The 20,780-nt window shown below is 69.2% G+C and carries 20 protein-coding genes; 13 read left to right on the forward strand and 7 right to left on the reverse strand.

Features of this window, described 5'->3' with window-relative positions; all coding sequences use genetic code 11:
* Nucleotides 1-24: 24 nt before the first annotated feature.
* From AB4851_RS30865 to AB4851_RS30880, 4 genes are all read left to right on the forward strand, one after another.
* Nucleotides 25-939 carry an AraC family transcriptional regulator gene (locus AB4851_RS30865; RefSeq protein WP_414450115.1) on the forward strand — a complete coding sequence of 305 codons (915 nt, stop codon included), beginning with the start codon at nt 25-27 and terminating at the stop codon, nt 937-939.
* A 48-nt stretch (nt 940-987) separates the two neighbouring features.
* Entirely contained in the window at nt 988-1,779 is a 792-nt protein-coding gene (locus AB4851_RS30870; protein WP_414450116.1) for an AzlC family ABC transporter permease, read from the forward strand.
* Nucleotides 1,776-2,114 (forward strand): AzlD domain-containing protein, encoded by a 339-nt coding sequence (locus tag AB4851_RS30875; protein ID WP_414450117.1) that lies wholly within the window; start codon nt 1,776-1,778, stop codon nt 2,112-2,114. Before AB4851_RS30870 ends, AB4851_RS30875 begins: the two co-directional genes overlap by 4 nt.
* A 300-nt stretch (nt 2,115-2,414) precedes the next feature.
* Complete coding sequence (locus AB4851_RS30880; protein ID WP_414450118.1) at nt 2,415-3,203, forward strand: DUF4088 family protein; 789 nt, start codon at nt 2,415-2,417, stop codon at nt 3,201-3,203.
* A 134-nt stretch (nt 3,204-3,337) separates the two neighbouring features.
* Here AB4851_RS30880 and AB4851_RS30885 read toward each other — a convergent pair whose 3' ends face one another.
* Nucleotides 3,338-3,724, reverse strand: coding sequence for a hypothetical protein (locus AB4851_RS30885; protein WP_414444262.1), 387 nt, complete (start codon nt 3,722-3,724; stop codon nt 3,338-3,340).
* Between the two features lie 387 nt (nt 3,725-4,111).
* On the opposite strand from AB4851_RS30885, the gene AB4851_RS30890 reads away from it, so the two are divergent.
* The 3 genes from AB4851_RS30890 to fumC all read left to right on the forward strand — a co-directional run bounded on the left by AB4851_RS30890 (nt 4,112) and on the right by fumC (nt 7,515).
* Nucleotides 4,112-4,330, forward strand: a complete 219-nt coding sequence (locus AB4851_RS30890; RefSeq protein WP_414444261.1) for an RNA-binding S4 domain-containing protein — start codon at nt 4,112-4,114, stop codon at nt 4,328-4,330.
* A gap of 132 nt (nt 4,331-4,462) precedes the next feature.
* Nucleotides 4,463-5,854 (forward strand): MATE family efflux transporter, encoded by a 1,392-nt coding sequence (locus AB4851_RS30895; RefSeq protein WP_414450119.1) that lies wholly within the window; start codon nt 4,463-4,465, stop codon nt 5,852-5,854.
* A gap of 266 nt (nt 5,855-6,120) precedes the next feature.
* Nucleotides 6,121-7,515, forward strand: a complete 1,395-nt coding sequence (gene fumC / locus AB4851_RS30900) for a class II fumarate hydratase (RefSeq protein WP_414450120.1) — start codon at nt 6,121-6,123, stop codon at nt 7,513-7,515.
* 103 nt (nt 7,516-7,618) lie between these two features.
* Here fumC and AB4851_RS30905 read toward each other — a convergent pair whose 3' ends face one another.
* Nucleotides 7,619-8,128 (reverse strand): acyl-CoA thioesterase, encoded by a 510-nt coding sequence (locus tag AB4851_RS30905; protein ID WP_414444258.1) that lies wholly within the window; start codon nt 8,126-8,128, stop codon nt 7,619-7,621.
* A gap of 90 nt (nt 8,129-8,218) precedes the next feature.
* Nucleotides 8,219-8,371 carry a hypothetical protein gene (locus AB4851_RS30910; RefSeq protein WP_414450121.1) on the reverse strand — a complete coding sequence of 51 codons (153 nt, stop codon included), beginning with the start codon at nt 8,369-8,371 and terminating at the stop codon, nt 8,219-8,221.
* Nucleotides 8,372-8,506: 135 nt separating this feature from the next.
* Here AB4851_RS30910 and AB4851_RS30915 point away from each other — a divergent pair, with 135 nt between their 5' ends.
* Together AB4851_RS30915 and AB4851_RS30920 are read left to right on the forward strand one after the other, a co-directional pair.
* Nucleotides 8,507-9,214, forward strand: coding sequence for an ArsR/SmtB family transcription factor (locus tag AB4851_RS30915; protein ID WP_414450122.1), 708 nt, complete (start codon nt 8,507-8,509; stop codon nt 9,212-9,214).
* 226 nt (nt 9,215-9,440) lie between these two features.
* Nucleotides 9,441-12,104: a DUF6600 domain-containing protein gene (locus tag AB4851_RS30920; RefSeq protein ID WP_414450123.1), complete on the forward strand. Its 2,664-nt coding sequence runs from the start codon at nt 9,441-9,443 to the stop codon at nt 12,102-12,104.
* A gap of 104 nt (nt 12,105-12,208) precedes the next feature.
* Here AB4851_RS30920 and AB4851_RS30925 read toward each other — a convergent pair whose 3' ends face one another.
* Both AB4851_RS30925 and AB4851_RS30930 read right to left on the reverse strand, forming a co-directional pair.
* Complete coding sequence (locus AB4851_RS30925) at nt 12,209-13,180, reverse strand: thymidylate synthase (protein ID WP_414450124.1); 972 nt, start codon at nt 13,178-13,180, stop codon at nt 12,209-12,211.
* Nucleotides 13,181-13,239: 59 nt separating this feature from the next.
* Nucleotides 13,240-14,607 carry a sigma 54-interacting transcriptional regulator gene (locus tag AB4851_RS30930; RefSeq protein ID WP_414450125.1) on the reverse strand — a complete coding sequence of 456 codons (1,368 nt, stop codon included), beginning with the start codon at nt 14,605-14,607 and terminating at the stop codon, nt 13,240-13,242.
* A 550-nt stretch (nt 14,608-15,157) separates the two neighbouring features.
* On the opposite strand from AB4851_RS30930, the gene AB4851_RS30935 reads away from it, so the two are divergent.
* Nucleotides 15,158-16,594, forward strand: coding sequence for a cell wall anchor protein (locus AB4851_RS30935; RefSeq protein ID WP_414450126.1), 1,437 nt, complete (start codon nt 15,158-15,160; stop codon nt 16,592-16,594).
* Between the two features lie 103 nt (nt 16,595-16,697).
* Nucleotides 16,698-17,195 carry a dihydrofolate reductase gene (locus AB4851_RS30940; RefSeq protein WP_414450127.1) on the forward strand — a complete coding sequence of 166 codons (498 nt, stop codon included), beginning with the start codon at nt 16,698-16,700 and terminating at the stop codon, nt 17,193-17,195.
* Nucleotides 17,196-17,293: 98 nt separating this feature from the next.
* Here the strand turns inward: AB4851_RS30940 and pmbA are convergent, their stop codons facing one another.
* Nucleotides 17,294-18,664 (reverse strand): metalloprotease PmbA, encoded by a 1,371-nt coding sequence (pmbA, locus tag AB4851_RS30945; protein WP_414444250.1) that lies wholly within the window; start codon nt 18,662-18,664, stop codon nt 17,294-17,296.
* A gap of 161 nt (nt 18,665-18,825) precedes the next feature.
* Here pmbA and yjgA point away from each other — a divergent pair, with 161 nt between their 5' ends.
* Together yjgA and mog are read left to right on the forward strand one after the other, a co-directional pair.
* A complete protein-coding gene (gene yjgA / locus AB4851_RS30950) occupies nt 18,826-19,434 on the forward strand; it encodes a ribosome biogenesis factor YjgA (RefSeq protein ID WP_414450128.1) in 609 nt (202 codons plus the stop codon).
* A complete protein-coding gene (mog, locus tag AB4851_RS30955) occupies nt 19,418-20,041 on the forward strand; it encodes a molybdopterin adenylyltransferase (RefSeq protein WP_414450129.1) in 624 nt (207 codons plus the stop codon). The genes yjgA and mog overlap by 17 nt, the downstream gene beginning before the upstream one ends.
* 53 nt (nt 20,042-20,094) lie before the next feature.
* Here mog and orn read toward each other — a convergent pair whose 3' ends face one another.
* Nucleotides 20,095-20,694 (reverse strand): oligoribonuclease, encoded by a 600-nt coding sequence (gene orn, locus AB4851_RS30960; RefSeq protein WP_414444247.1) that lies wholly within the window; start codon nt 20,692-20,694, stop codon nt 20,095-20,097.
* Between the last annotated feature and the right edge of the window lie 86 nt (nt 20,695-20,780).

The raw sequence follows: 20,780 nt of genomic DNA on the forward strand, positions 1-20,780 counted from the left end.
ACCGCCCGTTCCCGTCGCCACACCATGCGCTCCGCCCGTCTCGTCGATGCCGCCCGCTACTGGCGCACGCCGTTGCTGCCGGAGGCCGATCTCGTCACCGCCACCTATCGCGAGCACACGTTCGCGCCGCACTGGCATGACGCGTATACGGTGCCGGTGATCGAAACCGGCGCCGAGCACTATCGCTATCGCGGCAGCCTGCGGATCGCCGATACCGGCTCGATGCCGATCATCCACCCGGGCGAGGTGCATACCGGTTCGCGCGCGACCGAGGACGGCTGGCGCTATCGCGTGTCCTACGTGCCGATCGATTACCTGCGCGCGCTGGCCGACGAAATCGCCGGATCGCCGCAACCGGTGCCGTGGTTCCCCGACGACGCGCTGCACGATCCCGACTGCGCGCGCCGCCTGCTGCTCGCGCATCGTCTGCTCGAAGCGGACGGCATCGATATCGCGCCGGCCCACGACGATCCCCCGCCACCGCCCGGCCCGCTCGCCGCCCCACCGCTGCCGCGCGGCCTGGTCGAGCCGCTCGCGGCCGAAACGGCGCTGCTCGACGCGCTCTCCACGCTGCTCGTGCGGCATGCGCTCGGCCGGCCGCGCGCCGGCGTGCCGGCCGCCGACGAACCCCGCGTCGCGCGCATGCGCGAACGGCTCGCCGCCGATCTGACCACGCCCGTCACGCTGGCCGAAATGGCCGAGGCGGCCGGGCTGTCGCCGTTCCATGCGGCGCGGCTGTTCACGCGCGCGACCGGCATGGCGCCGCACGCGTGGCGCAATCAGTTGCGCCTGCACCGCTCGCTCGCGCCGCTGCGCGCGGGCCTGGCCGTGGCCGACGTGGCGGCCGCCAGCGGGTTCGTCGATCAGAGCCATTTCACGCGCCACTTCAAACGGATGTTCGGCGTGCCGCCGGGCCGCTGGCAGAGCGCGAAGAAGTAAGTTCACCGCCGCGCAAGAACGTACAAGCCTGCCTGACGCCGCTTCGCTATGCTCGGCGTTCAGGAGGACTCACCGTTGAACCCGTCTCACCCCAATCCATCCCTCACGCAGCGCCAGCCGCGCCCGCTGCGCGAATTCGCCGACGGCGCCCGCGATACGTTTCCGATGATGGTCGGCGCCGCGCCGTTCGGCGTGATCTTCGGCACGCTCGTCACGGCCGGCCCGCTGGCCTGGTGGCACGGCGAGCTGATGTCGCTGATCGTGTTCGCCGGCTCGGCGCAATTCATCGCGATCGGCCTGCTGGCCGGCGGCGCCGGCGCGCTGGTGGTGATCGCCACCACGCTGATCGTCAACCTGCGCCATCTGCTCTACTCGGCCACGCTCGCGCCGTATGTGGCGCATCTGCCGCTGCGCTGGCGCGCCACGCTCGGCGCGCTGATGACCGACGAGGTGTTCGCGGTGGCCTACGCGCGCTACCGCCACACGCGCCCCGGCGAAATGGGGCCGCACTACTTTCTCGGCTCCGGCGTCGCGATGTACGTGAACTGGCAGATCTGGACCGTGGTCGGGCTGCTGTTCGGCGCGGCGTTCCCCGGCCTGCAGGCGCTCGGGCTCGATTTCGCGATGGCCGCCACGTTCATCGCGATCGTGGTGCCGCAACTGGCCGCGTTCCGCTATCTGGCCGCGGCGGCCACGGCCGGCGTGATCGCCCAGCTTTGCCATGCGCTGCCGTACAAGCTGAACCTGCTGGCCGCCGTGGTGGCGGGCGTGACGGTGGGCGTCGCGCTGTCGCTGCGCGATCACGTGCGCGCGCGCCGTTGCTCGGAGGCTGCCTCGTGAGCTACGTCCTGATTTTGCTCGGCATGGCCGCCGTCACCTACGCGATCCGCACGACGCTGTTCCTGTTCGGCGAACGGCTCGTGTTCCCGCCGCTGGTGCGCACCGCGCTCGGCTTCGTGCCCGTCACGGTGCTGACGGCGATCATCGTGCCGATGACGGTCGCGCCGCACGGCGGCGGCGTGGAGTTCGGCCTGCGCAATCCGCAACTGGTGGGTGGCCTGGCGGCTGTGATCGTCTCGGCCGCCACGCGCCGGCCGCTCCTGACGATCGCCGTCGGGCTGGCGGTGTTCTTCGTCTGGCAAGGCGTGGTGATGCCACGCTGGCTGCCGGCCTGAATCAGGCCGGGGGGCGCCGAACTTGTCAGCGGATTCGCCGCTGAATCACCGCCGGGCTCGTCCGGACCGGCGCGGGCCGAGCCTAACCGAGTCGAGCGGAGCCGGATCAGACGGACCGAGCCCGGCCGGCACGCCCCGCGCCCACGCCCTCAAGTTTCTTTCGCACGCGCCGATAAGAGAGGAAAACCCTCCTGGCGCCAATCGCGACGGAGCCGGCCGGCATCAGCCACGGCCGGCCGATGCGGGCGGCGCATGCCGGCGCGCGGTCGACGCCGGCAGCCACCGCGTTCCGAGAAATTCATGGGTCATATCACGCTGTCGATCAAGGACGACACCATCACGTCGCTGCGCAAGGATTTCGATGCGTTCGTGCGTGTCTCGCTGAAGCTCGATCCGCAGTTCGCGACGCCCTCGTTCGAGGATTTCCTGCGCGCCAAGCTGCTCGACAACATGGTGCCGCTCACCGAGCACGCCGTGCAGCGCATGTTGCAGGGCGGCCAGTACGCCTGGGCCAAGCGCACGCTCGACAAGGAATTCCCGAACGTGGTCGAGATCCTGATGCGTCAGGCGGAAACGTTCGGTTTCGGCTTTGCCTCGCGCAGCGAATGGACTCCCGACGAACTGCTGAAGGCCTGCCATGACTGGGCCGCCGCGATCGTCACGGAAGCGCAGGGCGACGCCTCGCTGGTCGATCCGCTGGCCGCGCAGATCAAATCGGCCGTGCACGACATCCAGACGCTCGAGGAGCGCATGCAGACGCCGGCCTGGCGGCTGGCCGAATCGCTGCGCCAGCGCGTCTACGAAGCCAAGCTGGCCTGCGAGATGAGCGTGGGCAGCACGGCGCGCGAGAAGCTCGGCGAGCTGCGCGGCCTGCTGCGGCTCGGGCTGTCGCACGGCTCGTTCCAGAAGCAGGAAGCGCAGCAGATCATGGAATACCTGCGCCTGCTGAAGCCGGAAATCTTCGTCGAGGAACCGCACGACGTGTTCACGCGGCTCGCCGCGTGGCTGCGCAGCATCTTCATGGTGCCCACGCCGGCCAGGGCCGCGCAGCAGAACCCGGCGGCACGGCCACCGCAGCAGCGTCAATAACGAGGTACGCCGCGCCTGCCCTGGCGCGGCATAAAACGGGCCGAACCCCGCACAAAGCGAGGTTCGGCCCGTTGCCGTTTTCAAGCCCGGCGGCAAAGGCGGATCGGCGTCCCGCCCCGTTGTTGCCGCATCGCTTACTGCGACTGGCCCGAACCCGGCGTACCGTTGCCGGCCGGCGACATCCCGCTCGTATTGCCGTTCACGGCATCGCCCGCCTTCGAGTTCGCGCCGTGCGCCGAGCTGTTCGCGCGCGTCTTGGCGTGATGCGACTTCATCGTGTGCTTGGCGCCCGGCGCGCTCATCGCGCCGCTGTTGGCGGGCGTGCCGTTGCCCGGTGCGGTCGGTGCGGCGTCGTTGCCGCCGGTGCCGCCCGACTGGCCGCCCGCGCCGGCTGCACCGCCGCCGCCACCGCCAGCACCGCCGCCCGCGCCACCACCGGCCTGGGCCATCGCGGATGTTGCCGCGAACACGGTCGTCGTCACCAGCGCAGCGCTCATCAGCATTTTGCGAATCGTGGTCATAGCATTCCTCCTCGGGGAATTGGCCGGCGCGGCCTTCGAAACGGGCCGCACCGCCCCGCCGCGACATGCGGCAGTTGGTAGACAGACCGGCCCGTGCCGCGGCCGGTTCGCCGGAAACGCCGACTGTTACCCAAGCTTGCATTTGCTGACGGTTGGCATACATCCACTTACATGGGCCATCCGCCGGCGCCTCGGGATCGGGATCTTCGCTTCCGGTCCCGTTTCCTGACGCAGCGAACGTTCCCGTTCCGCGCCCACACCGGCCGAACCCGCTCCAGCCCGCCAATCCGGCGGTTTCGCGCGCCGCGCTCGCCCCCGGCCGCGCGCTGGCTTATGATGCGAGCCTTGCTTTTTTACACATTGCGCGCCGTTCGCGCGCATCGCCCCATGCCCAACCTCGATTTCACGCTGACCGGCGATTACGTCGAACTGCACAACCTGCTCAAGATCTCCGGCGTGGCCGACAGCGGCGGCTCCGCGAAGGTGCTGGTCGCCTCGGGCGCCGTCAAGGTGGACGGCGCGACCGAGCTGCGCAAGACCTGCAAGATCCGCGCGGGCCAGGTGGTGCTGTTCGAAGACACGCGGATCGCCGTCCACGGCGCCTGAGCGCCGACGCGGGTGCCCGAGCGGCGCCCGCCGCTGCCCGGCATGTCGATTCGACAGCCGTGCAGGAAAACCGTAAGCTTGCCGTCTCACTACAACAACCGAGAGCGCGGGCCTGTCTTCCCGCGGCCCTTCATGTCGCTTCCCGGCCTCCCGCGCGCGGCCCACGCGCCGCCGCCTTCCTTTTCCCGTCACGCCGCCGACACCGCCCGTCTCGCCGCGCCGCTCGCGATCGCCCAGTTGTCGCAGATGGCGATGAGCGTGACCGACACCGTCCTGCTCGGCTCGCTCGGCCCCGACGCGCTCGCGGCAGGCGGCCTCGGCGCAACGCTGTTCTTCGTGGTCGTCACGGTGCTGCAAGGCGTGCTGACCTCGGTCAGCGTCAGCGTCGCCCACGCGCGCGGCGCGCAGGACGACGACCGCATCCCGCACATCTACTGGACAGGCGTGGCGCTGTCGCTGCTGCTGGCGGTGCCGGCCATCGTCGTGCTGCTGTTTGCCGAGCCGTTGCTGCTGATGTTTCACGAGCCGGCCGAGCTGGCGCGCAACATCGGCGAATACTGCCGCGTGCTGTGCTTCGCCGCGCCCGGCAGCCTGATCGGCGTGGGCCTGATGCGCGCGTTCCTGCCGGCGATCGGCGCGGCGCGCCGGCTGCTGTGGGTGTCGATCGCGAGCGTCGGCGTGAACGCGGTCCTGAACTACGGCCTGATCCACGGCGCGTTCGGCCTGCCGCGCCTCGGCTTTCTCGGCTCGGCGGTGGCCACCACGCTGTCGATCTGGCTGACGGCCATCGCGCTGGTCCTGCTGCTGCACGGCCGCCCGGCGTTCCGCCATTTCGTGGCGGCGTCGCGACCGAAGCTGCCGCTGATGGGCGAGCTGGTCAGCGTCGGCTGGCCGGTCGCGATCACCTACGGGGTCGAATCGACGTTGTTCCTCGCCACCGGCCTGACCATCGGCGTGCTCGGCGAATCGTCGCTGGCGGCGCACCAGATCGCGCTGAACGTGGCCTCGGTCATGTTCATGGTGCCGCTGGCGATCGGCCAGGCGGCCAATGTGCGGGTGGGCTACTGGATGGGCGCGGGCGCGCCGCTGGCGGCACGGCACGCGGGCTTCGCCGCGATCGGGCTGGGCGTGGCGTTCATGTCGCTGTCGGGGCTGTTGCTGATCGCCGCGCCGCACGCGATCGTCGGGCTGTACCTGGATCTGGGCGACCCGAAGAACGCCGGCACCGTCGCGCTGGCCACGCAGTTGCTCGCGATCGCCGCCCTGTTCCAGATCGTCGACGGCATGCAGACGGTCGGCTCGGGCTGCCTGCGCGGCCTGAAGGACACGCGCATCCCGATGATCGTCGCGACGCTCGGCTACTGGGGCGTCGGCTTTCCGGTCGGCTACTGGTTCGCGTTCCACGTCGGGCTCGGCGCGCGCGGGCTGTGGTGGGGGCTGGCGGCGGGGCTCGCGAGCGTCGCCGTGCTGATGACCTGGCGCTTCCACAGCAAGACCCGCGCGGCGCGCGGCAGCGCGCACTGACCGTTCGGCAGCCGGTCGCGCACGCCACGACGGCGCGCGGGCCGGTTGCCTGCTTCCCCGGGTTTTACGCCTGCGCCCCCCCGCGCCGATACCCGCACGCGCGCCCGTCCCATTGCCCGTCGCGCCGCCAGCCGACGTAAAATCGCGCCCGGCGCTATGCTTGTCGCCTCTGGACGCCGTCATGAGAACGGTGCCCGTCCCCACCTACGCTTTCGTGCCGCGCCGCCGCGCGCGGCGGAGCCAATTCTCGTGACGGAGTCATCAAGATGAGCGAAGCAGTACGGATGGAACGCGATACGTTCGGCGAAATCGCCGTGCCGGACGCCCGCCTGTGGGGCGCGCAAACGCAGCGGTCGCTGCAGAACTTCAAGATCTCGACGGAAAAGCAGTCGCCCGAACTGATCCACGCGCTCGCGCTGATCAAGCGCGCGGCCGCCAGCGTCAACCGCGAACTCGGCGTGCTGGCCAATGACAAGGCCGACGCGATCGTCGCGGCCGCCGACGAGATCATCGCCGGCCGTCATCCCGAGGAATTCCCGCTGGCCGTCTGGCAAACGGGCTCGGGCACGCAGACCAACATGAACCTCAACGAGGTCATCGCGAACCGCGCCAGCGAGCTGCTCGGCGGCGTGCGCGGCGAGTCGCGCAAGGTTCACCCGAACGACGACGTGAACCGCGGCCAATCGTCGAACGACGTATTCCCGACGGCCATGCACATCGCCGCCGCGTTCGCGATCCACACGCAGTTGCTGCCGGCGCTCAAGCGCCTGCGCGCCACGCTCAACGAGAAATCGAAGGCGTTCGCCGAGATCGTCAAGATCGGCCGCACCCACTTGCAGGACGCCACGCCGCTCACGCTCGGCCAGGAATTCTCGGGCTATGTCGCGCAACTCGATCACGGCATCCGCCACGTCGAATCGACGCTGCCGCACCTGTACGAACTCGCGCAGGGCGGCACGGCGGTCGGCACCGGCCTGAACGCGCATCCGAAGTTCGCGGCGGCCGTGGCCGGCGAGATCGGCAAGCTCACGCAACTGCCGTTCGTGACCGCGCCCAACAAGTTCGAGGTGATGGCCGCGGCCGACGCGCTGGTGTTCGCGCACGGCGCGCTGAAAACGGTCGCCGCCAGCCTCATGAAGATCGCCAACGACGTGCGCTGGCTCGCGAGCGGCCCGCGCTGCGGCCTCGGCGAGCTGTCGATCCCGGAGAACGAGCCGGGCAGCTCGATCATGCCGGGCAAGGTCAACCCGACCCAGTCCGAAGCCGTGACGATGCTGTGCTGCCAGGTGTTCGGCAACGACGTGGCCGTCAACTTCGGCGGGGCGAGCGGCAATTTCGAGCTGAACGTGTTCCGCCCGATGATCGCGCACAACGTGCTGCAATCGGTGCGTCTGCTGGCCGACGGCGCGTTGAGCTTCAACGATCACTGTGCGGTGGGCATCGAGCCGAACCGCCCGCGCATCGATACGCTGCTCAACGAATCGCTGATGCTGGTGACGGCGCTCAATCCGCACATCGGCTACGACAAGGCTGCGCAGATCGCGAAGAAGGCGCACAAGGAAGGCACCACGCTGAAGGCTTCCGCGCTGGCGCTCGGCTACGTGACGGATGCCCAGTTCGACGAATGGGTCAAGCCGGGCGAGATGATCGGCAACCACTGAGCTTCGCCGCACGAGCCGCCAAAGGGCGTGCTGAACGCCCTCGACGAACAAGGCCGGCAAATGCCGGCCTTGTCGTTTTGCGAGGAGGCGTGCGGCGCGCCGTTCAGACGCTGCCCTTCGCGACTTCCTCGGGCTTCAGTTCGACGATCTTGTCGAGCGCGGCGCGCACGTCCATCGCGTATTGCTGGAGGCGGCGCTCTTCATCGTTGCTCGGCACGAACGGCGGCACCGGCAGCGGGTTGCCGTTCTCGTCGACGGCGACGAACACCACCATGCAATCGGTGGTCTGGCGCAGCACGCCGCCCTTCGGGTCGCCCGCGTGCACCGAGACGTGAATATGCATGCTGGTGCGGCCCGTCGCGACCACACGCGCCTTCAGTTCGACCAGGTTGCCGACCAGGATCGGCCGCTGGAAACGAATATTGCCGACGCTGACGGTCACGCAATAGCGGCTCGACCAGATCGCCGCACAGGCGTAGGCGGTCTCGTCGATCCATTTCATCAGCGCACCGCCGTGGACCTTGCCGCCGAAGTTCACCGAGGTGGGCTCGGCGAGAAAACGGAACACGGTCTCGGTGCGATCGAGGGGCGCGGTGGGCGATGAGTTCGACATCTGGGCTCCGTTTCGACGGTATCGTGTGGGAACGCCGATTATACGGGGCCGGGCCGGCGCGCCGCCCCGACGCGGCGCGCCCTGCTTGCGTCAGTTGTGGACGGTGATGCCCTGATCGATCGTGCCGTACATCTCGATGCTGCCGTGGCCGCCGTCCGAGGCACCGCCGCCGCCGTTCGCGCAGCCCGCGCAACAGCCGGCCGCCACGAGCGCCGCCAGCAGCATCCTGATCCTTCCGCGCATGATGTCCGTTCCTCGAGGTTCGATGGCCGCATTCTACGCGGCGCTCCGTGCATTCCACGTTTCACGATCGGGTGAAGCGTCGGATGCCGGACGCACCTACACTACGCGGATTCTCATCGCCCCCAGGAGCCGCCCATGATCGCGACCGACCCGCACTTTCCCGGCCTGAGCCGGATCGGCGCGCTGCTGGCCGACCCCGGCCGCGCGGCGATGCTGTGGGCGCTGATGGACGGCAGCGCACGCCCGGCCGGCGAACTGACGCAGATCGCCGGGCTTTCGCCGTCGGCCGGCAGCGCGCATCTGGCGCGTTTGAGCGACGGCGGCCTGCTCGCGCTGGAAGTGCGCGGCCGCCATCGCTATTACCGGATCGCCTCGCCCGACATCGCCGCCTCGATCGAGGCGCTCGCCAATCTCGCGCAGGCCACGGCGGCCACGCGCCCGACACCGTCCGCCGCGCGCACCGTGCCGCCGGCAATGCGCCACGCGCGCACCTGCTACGACCACATGGCCGGCGAACTGGCCGTGCGCGTGTACGACCGCATGCTCGAACGCGGCTGGCTCGCCACCCGCGAGCGCGAGGTGGACGTGACGCCGCTCGGCGCGGCCGCGTTCGCGCAGCGCTGGCGCATCGATATCGGCGCGCAACGTCAGCGCAAGCGGCGCTTCGCCTGCACCTGCCTCGACTGGAGCGAGCGGCGCGTGCATCTGGCCGGCGCGCTCGGCGCGGCGCTGCTCGACGCCTGGCTCGACGCACGCTGGGTCGAGCCGGCCAGCCAGCCGCGCGTGCTGCGCATCACGCCCGACGGGCAGCGCCGTTTCGAGGCGCTGCTGGCGGACGCCTGACGGCACGCCGCGAGGCCCGGCGTGAAACCCGCCGGAATGGCCGCCGCGAGGCCAGCCGTGAAGCCCGCAGTAAAGGCCGCCAACGAGCGGCGCGCGGGCGGCGACATGCTTTGTTACGCCGTGCATAGGCGCATTACAAAAGCGGCGAACCGGATACACGGAGCGCGGGTACAGTGGGCGCACGCGGGCCAGGTACGCGCCCGCGACGATCCATAACGAGTCCGACATGACCTCGCTCCGCGCTCCGTATTCCCTCAGTTCACTGGCGGCCTCGACGCTGCTCGCGATCGCGACGCTCGCCGCCGCGCTGCCGCCCGCGTTCGCCCAGACACCGCCCGCGCCGGACGGCGCGCCCACGGCGCAGCAAGCCGGCGGCGATCCGCCGTCGCGCGTCGCGCGGCTCGATTACCTGTCCGGCCCGGTCACGACCGAGCCGGCCGGCGCGAGCGACTGGTCGTACGCGACCGTCAACCGCCCGCTGACCAGCGGCGATCAGCTCTGGAACGACCAGGGTGCGCGCTCGGAACTGCATATCGGCTCGACGGCCGTGCGGCTCGACCAATCGACGTCGCTCGCGATTCTCAATCTCGACGACAGCAGCACGCAATTGAAGGTGGGCATCGGCACGCTGTCGACGCACGTGCGCGAACTGACACCCGGCGGCGCCTACGAGATCGACACGCCGAACCTCGCGCTCGCCATCAATGGCCCCGGCGACTACCGCGTCGACGTCGCGCCGGACGGCGCCTCGACCACCGTCACCGTGCGCCGCGGTACGGCGACCGCCTACGGCGAGGCCGGCCAGATCCCGATCGCGGCCGGCCAGCAACTGACGTTTTCCGGCACCAACCTGCAGAGCACGGCCGGCAACGCCGTGCCGCCGGCCGATCCGTTCGACGGCTGGGCCGCCGCGCGCGACGCGGCCGAGGATCGTTCGATCTCGGCGCGCTACGTGTCGCGCGACATCCCGGGTTATCAGGACCTCGACGCGAACGGCACCTGGCGCGAGACGCCCGAATACGGCGCGGTCTGGACGCCGAACAGCACGCCGGCCGGCTGGGCGCCGTATCACACCGGCCACTGGATCTGGCAGGCGCCATGGGGCTGGACCTGGATCGACGACGCGCCGTGGGGCTTCGCGCCCTACCACTACGGCCGCTGGGCCTATGTCGACGACAACTGGGCCTGGGTGCCCGGCCCTGTCGTGGCGGCCGAGCCGCCTTGCTATGCGCCGGCGCTGGTCGGTTTCGTGGGCGGCGGGGGCGGCGGCTTCGACTGGAGCGTCGGGCTGGCCGTGGGCGGCGCGGTGGCCGCCGGCGTGGCGTGGTTCCCGCTCGCGCCGCACGAGGCCTGGCGGCCGGGCTGGGGCGGCTGGAGCCCGCGCTACTACGAGCGCGTGAACCGCACCACGATCGTCAACAACATCAACATCCACAACACCTATATCAACTACCGCGTGCGCAACGGCGTGACCGCCATCCCGGCGCAGGCGTTCGTGCACGGCCAGCCGGTGGCGCGCTTCGCGCAGCATGTCGATCCGCGGCAGTGGCGCAACGCGCATCTCGGCGCGGGCGCGCCGGGCATCGCGCCGGTACGTCAGAGCTTCGCGGGCGGGTTGCGCAACGCGAGCTATCGGCCGCCGCAAATGGCGCTCGGCCATCCGATCGTGGCGACGCGCAATCCGGTCGTGCCTGCCGCGTTCCACGACCGGCAGGCGCAGCAGTTCGCGCGGCATGGCGGCAACGTGCCGGGCGCCGGTGCGCCCGTGATTCGCAGCAGCACGCCGCCGAACTACGCGGCGCGGCCGGTGCACCCGGTCGCCGGGCTCGCCGGCGCGCCGAATCAGTGGGCCATGCACAACGTGCAGCTCGTCAACCGTCAGGGGCCGGTGTTGCAGCCGGGCCAACGCGGGCCGGGTGCTCAGTTCGGTGGCGAGGCGCGCGGGCCGGGCGGCATGAACCCGGCGGGCGGGCCGGCACCGGTGGCCGTGCGATCCGCCACCGCGGGCGGTCAGGTGATGCCGCGCGGCGAACCGGGCATGCCGGGTATGTCCGCCGAACGCGGCGGCGCGCCGATCCAGCGCGGTGGCCAGGGCATGCCACCCACGGCCGGCTTCGCGCCGCATCAGCCGGGGATGGCTGCACCAGCGCCGGCCGGCAACGGCGTGCCGCGTCCGCCGATGGATGCGGACCGGCCCGGCTTCCATCCAGGGCAGTCAGAGCCGGGACAGTCGCCTTCGTGGACTCAGCCACATGCGCCGATCGCGCAGCAACGCGCGAACGCGCCGTTCCATGCCGGCCAGCCGCAAGGCGTGCGCGAGAACGGTGTGCCGCCGCGTCCGCAGTTCGGGCAGTCGGGTGGCGTCGAGGGGCAGCGTCCGCAAGCGGGCAACACGATGCAGTCCGGTTTCGTCTCGCGACCGCCGGAGCAGGCGCATTCGGCGCCGATGCAGCGCTTGCCGGCGCAGCAGCCCGTTCCGCAGCCGGTCAACGAGCCGCGCCGGAACCTGCCGCAACCGTCGTTCGGCCAGCCGCAGATGCATGAAGCGTCGCCGCGCATGGAGCCACGCGCGCAATCGCAGCCGCACTTCGAGCCGCAGCAGGCGCCTCGCATGGAGCGGCCACAACCGCATTTCGAACCACAGCCAGCCCCGCGCATGGAGCGCCCGCAACCGCATTTCGAACCACAGCAAGCCCCTCGCATGGAGCAACCACAACCGCATTTCGAACCACGGCAAGCCCCCCGCATGGAGCAGCCGCGTCCCGCCCTTCAACCGCAGCCGCACTTCGAGCGTCCCGCCGCGCCGCCGCCCCATTTCGAGCAACCACGCTCCGCGCCGGCCCCCGCGCAGCAAGCGCCGTCGAACGAGGGGCACCCAGGCCGTCACTAAAGCGCGGCCTCTCGCCCACCTCTACGCAAAAAGCCCGCGCCGAACGAAACGGCGCGGGCTTTTTTAACGGCCACGAAAATCGGGGGCCACTTGCCCCCGGAGCGTTACACCGCCATCGGCGCCGTCAGCGGCGCATGGTGGCGATAGCCTTCGAGCGAGAAATCGGACGGCTCGATCCGTTCGAGCCATTCGGGCGCGTACACGCCCGTCTTCGCGTACTCGGGCACACGCTCGGCGATCACGAGGCGCGGGCTTTCGTACGGTTCGCGTTCGAGCTGCTGCGTCAGCATGTCGAGCTGGTTCTCGTAGATGTGCGCATCGCCGATGAAGTACGTAAACCAGCGCGGCGTATAGCCGGTCAGCCGGCCGACCAGTTCCAGCAGCGCCGCGCCTTCGGTCAGGTTGAACGGCGTGCCGAGGCCCACGTCGTTGCTGCGGATGTAGAGGCACAGCGAGATCTCGCGCTTCGCCGCGTTCGGCAGGAACTGGTACAGCAGGTGGCAGGCCGGCAGCGCGATCTCGTCGAGCTTCACGGGGTTCCAGCCATGGAACAGGATGCGGCGGCTCGACGGGTCGCGCATGATCGTGTCGAGGCAATCGCGCAACTGGTCGATCGCCTTGTACAGCAGCACCTGCTGCGCGCCGCCGTCCTCGAAGCCGGTTACCACGCGGTAGCCGCGCGAGACGGCGTCGTCGATCTGCGCGGTGGCCTGCGCGGCGAGTACCTTGTAGCCAGGCCAACTGCGCCATTGCACGCCGTACACGTCGCCGAGATCGTCCACGCCGGTGCGATACGGATTGGCGAGCCACGCGGCGTTGTCGTTGGCGTTCGCATCCCACACCTTGCAGCCGAGCGCGCGAAAATCGGCCGCGCTGCGCGTGGCGCGCAGGAAGCCGACCAGTTCGCCGATCGCCGACTTGAACGCCAGCTTCTTGGTCGTGACGGCCGGAAAGCCTTGCTGCAGGTCGAAGCGCAGCATCGCGCCCGGCATGCTGATGGTGCGGATGCCGGTGCGGTTCTCCTGCCAGGAGCCGGTATCGAGGATGGTGCGAACGAGATCGAGATACTGTTTCATGCGGGTTCCTTCGGCCGCCAGCGCGGCCCGTCCCGCGATTCTAACAAGCCTCGCGACACTCAGCCGGCGGCCGGCATGGGCAGCCCGATCGTCTCCACATCGCGATCGCGCATGCCGTGCGCCACCAACAGCCGGTACAGCGTGACGCGCGACACCCCGAGTTCGCGCGCCGCGTCGGCGAACCGGCCGCGATGGCGCAGCAGCGCGATCTCGATCGCGCGCCGCTCGGCGGCCTCGCGGGCCGCGTTCAGCGAGATCGGCGCCGATTCGGTGAAATCCGTCAATTCCAGATCGGCTGCGCTGATCATGCGCCCTTCCGACATCACGATCGCGCGCCGCACGCGATTGATCAGCTCGCGCACGTTGCCGGGCCACGTGTAGTTGTGCATCGCGGCGATCGCGTCGGGCGCGAAGCCGCGCAGCCGGCGGCTCGCATCGCCCCGGAACCGTTCGAGCATGTGGCGCGCCAGCACCTCGATATCCTTGCCGCGCGCGCGCAGCGGCGGCTCGGTCACCTTCAGCACGCACAGCCGGTGATACAGATCCTCGCGGAAGCGGCCGGCGCGCAACGCCGCTTCCATGTCCACGTGGGTCGCGCAAATCACGCGCACATCCACCGGAATCGACGCATGGCCGCCGAGCCGCTCGATCCGCCCTTCCTGCAGGAAGCGCAGCAGGCTCGACTGGCTTTCGAGCGGCAGGTCGCCGATCTCGTCGAGGAACAGCGTGCCGCCATGCGCAGCCTCGACGCGGCCGATCTTGCGCTGCGTCGCGCCCGTAAACGCGCCGCGCTCGTAGCCGAACAGTTCGGACTGCAACAGATGATGCGGAATCGCGCCGCAATTGATCGCGACGAACGGTGCGGCGGCGCGCGCCGAACGTTCATGGATCGCCACGGCGCTCAACTCCTTGCCGGTACCCGATTCGCCCGAGATGAAGACGGGCGCGTCGGTCGACGCGACCTTGCGCAGCGTGCGGAACAGCCCGAGCATCGCCTCGCACGCGCCGACCATCTCGCCCTCCCCGCGCGCCGCCGCCAGCGGCGGCTCGGTCAGCGTGACCATGCCGTAGGCGTGCCCGACCGATTCGACGATGCGCTCGCGGTCGCACGGCATCGTCATGTAGTCGAAGCAGTAGTCGCGTACCAGCCGCCGCAATCCGACGTTCTGCATCTGGCCGCGCTGGGCCACCGCGATCCAGCCGACGTTCGGCGTGCTCAGGCAGGCCTCGACGTCGCCGAGTTCGCCCGGATCGATGCCCGACATGTCGAGCAGGCCGCCGGCCGCGCCGCCGCGCGCGGCCGCCCGGCGCAGATCGCGCGCCGTGGCCGCATGCTCGACCCGCCAGCCGCGCGCGTCGAAGCTGCGTTGCAGTTCCACGCTCGGGTCGCGCGAGAAATAGATCAGATGCCTAGTGACGATTTCCATCGCACCATCCTTCGTTCGATGCCCGGCACGCGAGGCCTTGCGTGCGACCGCGCCGCCGAACCGGCCCTCACGAGCGGATACGGCCAACGCGTCCTGTTGCAGACATTCAAGTCTCCCCGGCAATAAGGCGCTTGCTTTTTTGGCGGCCGCGACCCACGGCCATATTGTTGTTTCGCTCTCGCATTGTTGTTCGACTGGATACTTGACGCGATTCCTCTGGAGAACCTCCGGAGCGGCGGCCCCGCGCGCGGGCTGCACCGAGATGGCGAAACCAGTGTCAGCCGTTTTAATTCGCTTGGGTATCCGAAGTAATCCGTACATGCCGCGTTTCAGAATTGAAACGATTTTGCTTCGGGATACTGTCAAATTTTCCGAATGGCGAGGAGACGTCCTTGTGCGACAGGCCTCGCGCGTCGATGGCACGCGTTTCGCTAAAGGAAGCCCGTCGAACAGCGCGACGCACGCGTGAGCCGACACCTTTTTTCACGTGCCCCGTCCCCCGGCGGGCACGCTTTTTATTCCTCCGACCGTTACATCACCGAGCCCATTCATGAAGCGTACCGTCATCGCCGCCGCCCTCCTCGCCTCGTCCGCCAGCACCGCCTTTGCCGCCGACGCATTCCTTTACAACCTGACAGGCGTCACGCAAGCCGTGGGCATCTTCGGTGCCGTCGGCCTGTATGGCGTGGTCGGCGTGTCGAGCAGCGCCGGCGCCGTGATCGACAACCATCAGGCCGTGGCACTGAATCATGTGTCGCTGGCGCCGCTCCATCAAAGCAGCACGCAGGGCGCCGTGACGGTGTCGGTCGACAATGTCGCCGCCAGCACCACCGCCGACGGTTACGCCTATCGCAACAGCGCGCAGTCGGCCTCGTTCGATGCCTCGGTGAAGACGAAATCGTCGCAATCGGCTTCGGCCAGCGGCAGTGGCTGGATCGCGGGCGGCAGCGCCAGCACGGCCAGCTCGCAGCAGAGCGTGACGGCCAACCAGTCGTCGAACCAACACCGCACGGGCAGCACCGGCGGCGCGGCGTTCATCGCGGGCGGTGCGGCGTCCGCCTCCGGCAGCAGCCAGAGCAACGAGGTCAGTGGCTACGTGCTGCCGGGCCTGTTCGGCTTCGTGGCAGGCGGCAGCGCCTCGCACAGCGCGAGCGGCTATCGCGTCGGCGCGGCCGAGGCGGCGTGGGGCGGGTCCTCGTCGACGGATGCGGCCAGCAGCGCGCATCGGCATGCCGACGTCAGCGCGAGCCGCAGCAGCAGCGCATCGGGCTCGGCCTGGCAGGCGAATGCTTCGCAGAGCGAATCGAAAACGGCATCGAACGGTTCGCTCTCGACTCGCGAACACGCCGAGACGGCGCGCAGCGCGTCATGGGGCTTCGGCAGCAACATCGAAGCGCAGCGCACCGAAACCTCGGGCAGCGTCACCACCGTCACCGACACGCGCCAGGCCGGCACGCTGACTGCCACTACCGGCAGCAACGCTGCCACCGGCGTGAAGGGCAACCTCGGCATCAACGTCGCGATGGGCATCGACAACGCACAGAGCAACGACGTGTCGCTCGCCTCGGTCGATATCGGCAACGTGTTCGGCAACGCGCAGGCGTTCAGCACGCAGTCGTCGGCGGGCCACGCGCGCATCGACAACTTCGTGCTCAACGCCTCGCTGGGCGACGGCTCGCTGGCCGGCGTGTCGGGCAATGTCGGCGTAAACGTCGCCTCGGGCGTCAGCAACGTGCAGAACAACAGCCTGGCCGGCTCGATGACGACCACCAGCGCCGGGCAGGCGAAGACGGTCGCGATGGTCGCCACCGACGACAACACGCAGCTTGCCGGCGCGCAGATCGACGGGCGCTTCGTGGGCACCGCGATGCTCGGCGCGAATACCCTCACGGGTGCGACCGGCAACATCGGCGTGAACATCGCCGGCGGCGCGGGCAACCTGCAGCACAACGGCCTCGCGATCGCGGCGCTCAACAGCGGGCACTGAGCGTTGCACGGCCCGCGCGTCGCGCAATCGGGCGACGCGCGGGCCGCCTTATGCGGGTGATCCGGTAGAATCGGGCGCTTTCCCGCCTGCTCCGGATTTCGTCATGACCACCCTGACCCTGATCGTGGCGCGCGCGCGCAACGGCGTGATCGGCCGCGACAACCAGCTTCCGTGGAAGCTGCCCGAAGATCTCGCGTTCTTCAAGCGCACCACCATGGGCGCGCCGATCGTGATGGGCCGCAAGACGCACGAATCGATCGGCCGGCCGCTGCCGGGGCGCCGCAACATCGTCGTCACGCGCGACGCGGCACGCCGCTTCGAGGGCTGCGATACGGTGACCTCGCTCGACGCCGCGCTGGCCGCCGCCGCGCGAGACCAGGCCGCCGAAGCGTTCCTGATCGGTGGCGCGCAGCTTTACGCCGAAGGCCTTGGCCGCGCCGACAAGCTGATCGTCACCGAGATCGATGCCGATTTCGACGGCGATGCGTCGTTCCCCGCTCCCGATCCCGCACTGTGGCAAGAGGCCTCGCGCGACACGCATCGCGCCACCGAGCCGAATGCGTTCGACTACGCGTTCGTGGTGTACACGCGCAAGGCCTGAAGACGGATCGCAGGCCTCGCCCCAAAAAACAAAGCGCCGCTTCGAGCGGCGCTTTGTTTTTGCAGCCCACGCGCGAAGCGGGGCCGATTCGATTCGGCTTACTGCCCGGCGATCGTCATCTGCTCGATCAGCACCGAGCCGGTTTGCTTCGTGCCGCGAACGATCGTGTCGGCGCCGATCGCGACGATATGCCGGAACATTTCCTGCAACGTGCTCGCCACGGTGATTTCCTCGACCGGGTACTGGATCACGCCGTTCTCGACCCAGAAGCCGGCCGCGCCGCGCGAATAGTCGCCCGTCACGTAGTTCACGCCCTGCCCCATCAGTTCCGTCAGCAGCAGGCCGGTGCCGAGCTTCTTGAGCATCGCGTCGAAATCGTCGCTGTCGCGCGTGTTCGAGCTGCGCAGCGCGAGGTTGTGCGAGCCGCCGGCATTGCCGGTGGTCTTGGTGCCGAGCTTGCGCGCCGAGTAGGTGGACAGGAAGTAGCCCTCCACCACGCCGTCCTTGACCACGCTGCGCGCATGCGTGCGCACGCCTTCCTCGTCAAACGGCGCGCTGCCCATCGCGCGCGGCACGTGCGGATCCTCGACCACCTGCACGTGCGGTGCGAACACCGGCTTGCCGAGGCTGTCGACCAGGAACGACGTCTTGCGATAGAGCGCGCCGCCGCTGACCGCCTGCGTGAACGCACCGAGCAGGCCCGCCGCGAGCGGCGCCTCGAACAGCACCGGCACCTTGCGCGTATCGAGCCGGCGCGAGCCCATCCGCGCCAGCGCGCGTTCGGCGGCATAGCGGCCCACCGCTTCGGGGCTGGCGAGATCGCCGGCGTTGCGCGTGGAGGTATACCAGTCGTCGCGCTGCATGTGGCGGCCGCTGCCGGCGATCGGCGCGCACGCAACGTAGTGGCGCGAGTACGGATAACCGGCCAGGAAGCCGCGCGAGGTGGCCAGCACGAACTGCGAATGCTGGGCCGACACGCTCGCGCCTTCAGAATTGCGGATCTGCGGGCTGACCGCGAACGCCGCGTCTTCCGAGCGGCGGGCGATTTCGACGGCTTCGTCGGCCGTCAGCGCCCACGGGTGATAGAGATCGAGATCGCGCGGCGCGGTTTCGAGCAGCTCGGCCTCGGCCAGGCCCGCGGCTTCGTCCTCGGCCGTGAAGCGCGCGATGTTGTAGGCGGCCGCGACCGTGTCCTTGAGTGCCGCCGACGAAAAATCGGACGTGCTCGCGTTGCCGCGCTTCTTGCCGAGGAACACCGTGACACCGACCATCTTGTCGCGGTTGTGCTCGATCGTCTCGACTTCGCCGCGTCGCACCGACACCGACAGGCCGTCACCTTCCGAGATTTCGGTGGCCGCATCGGTCGCACCCATCGCCTTCGCGTGCCGGAGAATTTCCGTGGCAATGTCTTTCAGTTGTTCCTGCGTGTGCGGGAAATGGCGCGAGGGTGCGTCGGTATGAGCAGGCATCGTCGTGTGGTCCGGTAGCGGGCGGCTGGCCCGCGAGGTTCGAAATGTGGCGTATCCGCGATCATAACAAGGTCCGGCCCGCGCCACCTATCGGGGCCTTGCAGCACGCCGCGGCAGCCAAGGCGGCCGGCAACCGCTCGCGGCGCGATACAATCTCGCCCATGAACCGCAAAACCCGTATCCAACCGATCGAGCACGGCGCCGAACCGGACGCCGACAACGGCTACGATCGCCCCAGCAAATCCCAGCTCAAACGCGAGATGCACGAGCTGCAGGCACTGGGCCGCGACCTCGTCGAGCTGCCGAAAGACGCGCTCAAGCGCATGCCGATGTCGGAAAAACTCGACCAGGCCGTGCGCGAAACGCGCCGCATCACCGATCACGAAGGCCGTCGCCGCCAGATGCAGTACGTCGGCAAGGTCATGCGCACGCTCGACCCGGCCGAGGTCGCGGCACTGCGCACCGCGCTCGATTCGCAGCGCGGCGTCAACAAGGCCGCCACGGCGCGGCTGCACTGGATCGAGCGCACGCGCGACCAGTTGCTGGCCGACGACGAGGCGCTGACCCGCTTCATTCAGGCACACCCGGCCGCCGACGCCCAGGAAGGCCGCACGCTGATCCGCAACGCCCGCAAGGAAGCGCAGCAAAGCAAGCCGCCGCGCTACTTCCGCGAGCTGTTCCAGTGGATCAAGGTGACGAGCGCCAAGCCCGGCGAGGATGCCGAGGCCGAGTCCGACGAGGACACCGATCCCGATGACGACGAAGCGTAAGCACCCGGACGAGCTGATCGTCGGGCTGGTTTCGATCAGCGATCGCGCCAGCCGCGGCGATTATCAGGATCAGGGCATTCCGGCGCTCGAAGGCTGGCTCGGCACGGCGCTCGCTTCCCCGTGGCGCGCCGAAACGCGCCTGATCGCCGACGAAGCCGCCCTGATTTCCGCCACGCTCGTCGCGCTGATCGACGAGGCCGGCTGCGACCTGGTGCTGACCACCGGCGGCACCGGCCCGGCCCGGCGCGATGTCACGCCCGAGGCGACGCTGGCGATCGCCACGCGCGAGATGCCCGGCTTCGGCGAGCAGATGCGCCAGATCAGCCTGCGCTTCGTGCCCACCGCGATCCTGTCGCGACAGGTGGCCGTGATCCGCGAAACGCCCGACCACGCGGCGCTCGTCATCAACCTGCCGGGGCAGCCGAAGTCGATCAAGGAAACGCTGGAAGGCCTGCGCGACGATACCGGCAAGGTGCTCGTGCCGGGCATCTTCGCGGCCGTGCCCTATTGCATCGACCTGATCGGCGGCCCGTACGCCGAAACCCACCCGGAAATCTGCGCCGCGTTCCGCCCGAAGAACGCGCAGCGTCCGCCGCGCGCCAATTGACAACGGCCGGGCAAGCCCGGCCGTTTCATCGTTTCACTGCGCCGCGTGACGGCTTACTCGGCAGCGCTCGCCGCCGGCACGAGGAAGTGCTCGCGGTAGTACTTCAGTTCGTCGATCGACTCGTGGATATCCGCCAGCGCCGTGTGCATCGCGCGCTTCTGGAAACCCTTGTAGATGGCGGGCTGCCAGCGGCGGCACAGCTCCTTGAGCGTGCTGACGTCGAGGTTGCGGTAATGGAAGAAGGTTTCGAGCTCGGGCATCCAGCGCGCCATGAAGCGGCGGTCCTGGCAAATGGAGTTGCCGCACATCGGCGACTTGCCGGGCGACACGTATTGCGCGAGGAACGACTGGATTTGCGCGGCGGCATCGGCTTCGCTGACGGTGGAGGCACGCACGCGGTCGATCAGGCCCGAGCGGCCATGCGTCGACTGGTTCCAGGCGTCCATCTTGGCAAGGGTTTCGTCGCTCTGGTGGATTGCCAGCACCGGCCCTTCGACGACGCGCTCCAGCGTGGAATTGGTGACGACCACGGCGATCTCGATGATGCGGTCGCTATCCGGGTTCAAACCCGTCATTTCCATGTCGAGCCAGACGAGATTGAGTTCGTTGCGAACGAGCGCGGGCTGGTCGGCGGATTGGGCGATATCGGTCATACGGTTTCCTGAAGAATCGGCGGCGGCGGACGCACCGCTGTCGTGGCCGGCACATGGGCCGAAAACCGTCGAGCGTACCCCCGCCG

This window comes from Burkholderia sp. 22PA0099, assembly GCF_047497165.1.
Lineage (GTDB): Bacteria > Pseudomonadota > Gammaproteobacteria > Burkholderiales > Burkholderiaceae > Burkholderia.

Coding starts and splice junctions, on each gene's coding strand:
- AB4851_RS30865 (WP_414450115.1), top strand. CDS start 25: ATGCGCTCCGCCCGTCTCGTCGATGCCGCCCGCTACTGGCGCACGCCG.
- AB4851_RS30870 (WP_414450116.1), top strand. CDS start 988: ATGCTCGGCGTTCAGGAGGACTCACCGTTGAACCCGTCTCACCCCAAT.
- AB4851_RS30880 (WP_414450118.1), top strand. CDS start 2,415: ATGGGTCATATCACGCTGTCGATCAAGGACGACACCATCACGTCGCTG.
- AB4851_RS30885 (WP_414444262.1), bottom strand. CDS start 3,724: ATGACCACGATTCGCAAAATGCTGATGAGCGCTGCGCTGGTGACGACG.
- AB4851_RS30890 (WP_414444261.1), top strand. CDS start 4,112: ATGCCCAACCTCGATTTCACGCTGACCGGCGATTACGTCGAACTGCAC.
- AB4851_RS30895 (WP_414450119.1), top strand. CDS start 4,463: ATGTCGCTTCCCGGCCTCCCGCGCGCGGCCCACGCGCCGCCGCCTTCC.
- fumC (WP_414450120.1), top strand. CDS start 6,121: ATGAGCGAAGCAGTACGGATGGAACGCGATACGTTCGGCGAAATCGCC.
- AB4851_RS30905 (WP_414444258.1), bottom strand. CDS start 8,128: ATGTCGAACTCATCGCCCACCGCGCCCCTCGATCGCACCGAGACCGTG.
- AB4851_RS30910 (WP_414450121.1), bottom strand. CDS start 8,371: ATGCGCGGAAGGATCAGGATGCTGCTGGCGGCGCTCGTGGCGGCCGGC.
- AB4851_RS30915 (WP_414450122.1), top strand. CDS start 8,507: ATGATCGCGACCGACCCGCACTTTCCCGGCCTGAGCCGGATCGGCGCG.
- AB4851_RS30920 (WP_414450123.1), top strand. CDS start 9,441: ATGACCTCGCTCCGCGCTCCGTATTCCCTCAGTTCACTGGCGGCCTCG.
- AB4851_RS30925 (WP_414450124.1), bottom strand. CDS start 13,180: ATGAAACAGTATCTCGATCTCGTTCGCACCATCCTCGATACCGGCTCC.
- AB4851_RS30930 (WP_414450125.1), bottom strand. CDS start 14,607: ATGGAAATCGTCACTAGGCATCTGATCTATTTCTCGCGCGACCCGAGC.
- AB4851_RS30935 (WP_414450126.1), top strand. CDS start 15,158: ATGAAGCGTACCGTCATCGCCGCCGCCCTCCTCGCCTCGTCCGCCAGC.
- AB4851_RS30940 (WP_414450127.1), top strand. CDS start 16,698: ATGACCACCCTGACCCTGATCGTGGCGCGCGCGCGCAACGGCGTGATC.
- pmbA (WP_414444250.1), bottom strand. CDS start 18,664: ATGCCTGCTCATACCGACGCACCCTCGCGCCATTTCCCGCACACGCAG.
- yjgA (WP_414450128.1), top strand. CDS start 18,826: ATGAACCGCAAAACCCGTATCCAACCGATCGAGCACGGCGCCGAACCG.
- mog (WP_414450129.1), top strand. CDS start 19,418: ATGACGACGAAGCGTAAGCACCCGGACGAGCTGATCGTCGGGCTGGTT.
- orn (WP_414444247.1), bottom strand. CDS start 20,694: ATGACCGATATCGCCCAATCCGCCGACCAGCCCGCGCTCGTTCGCAAC.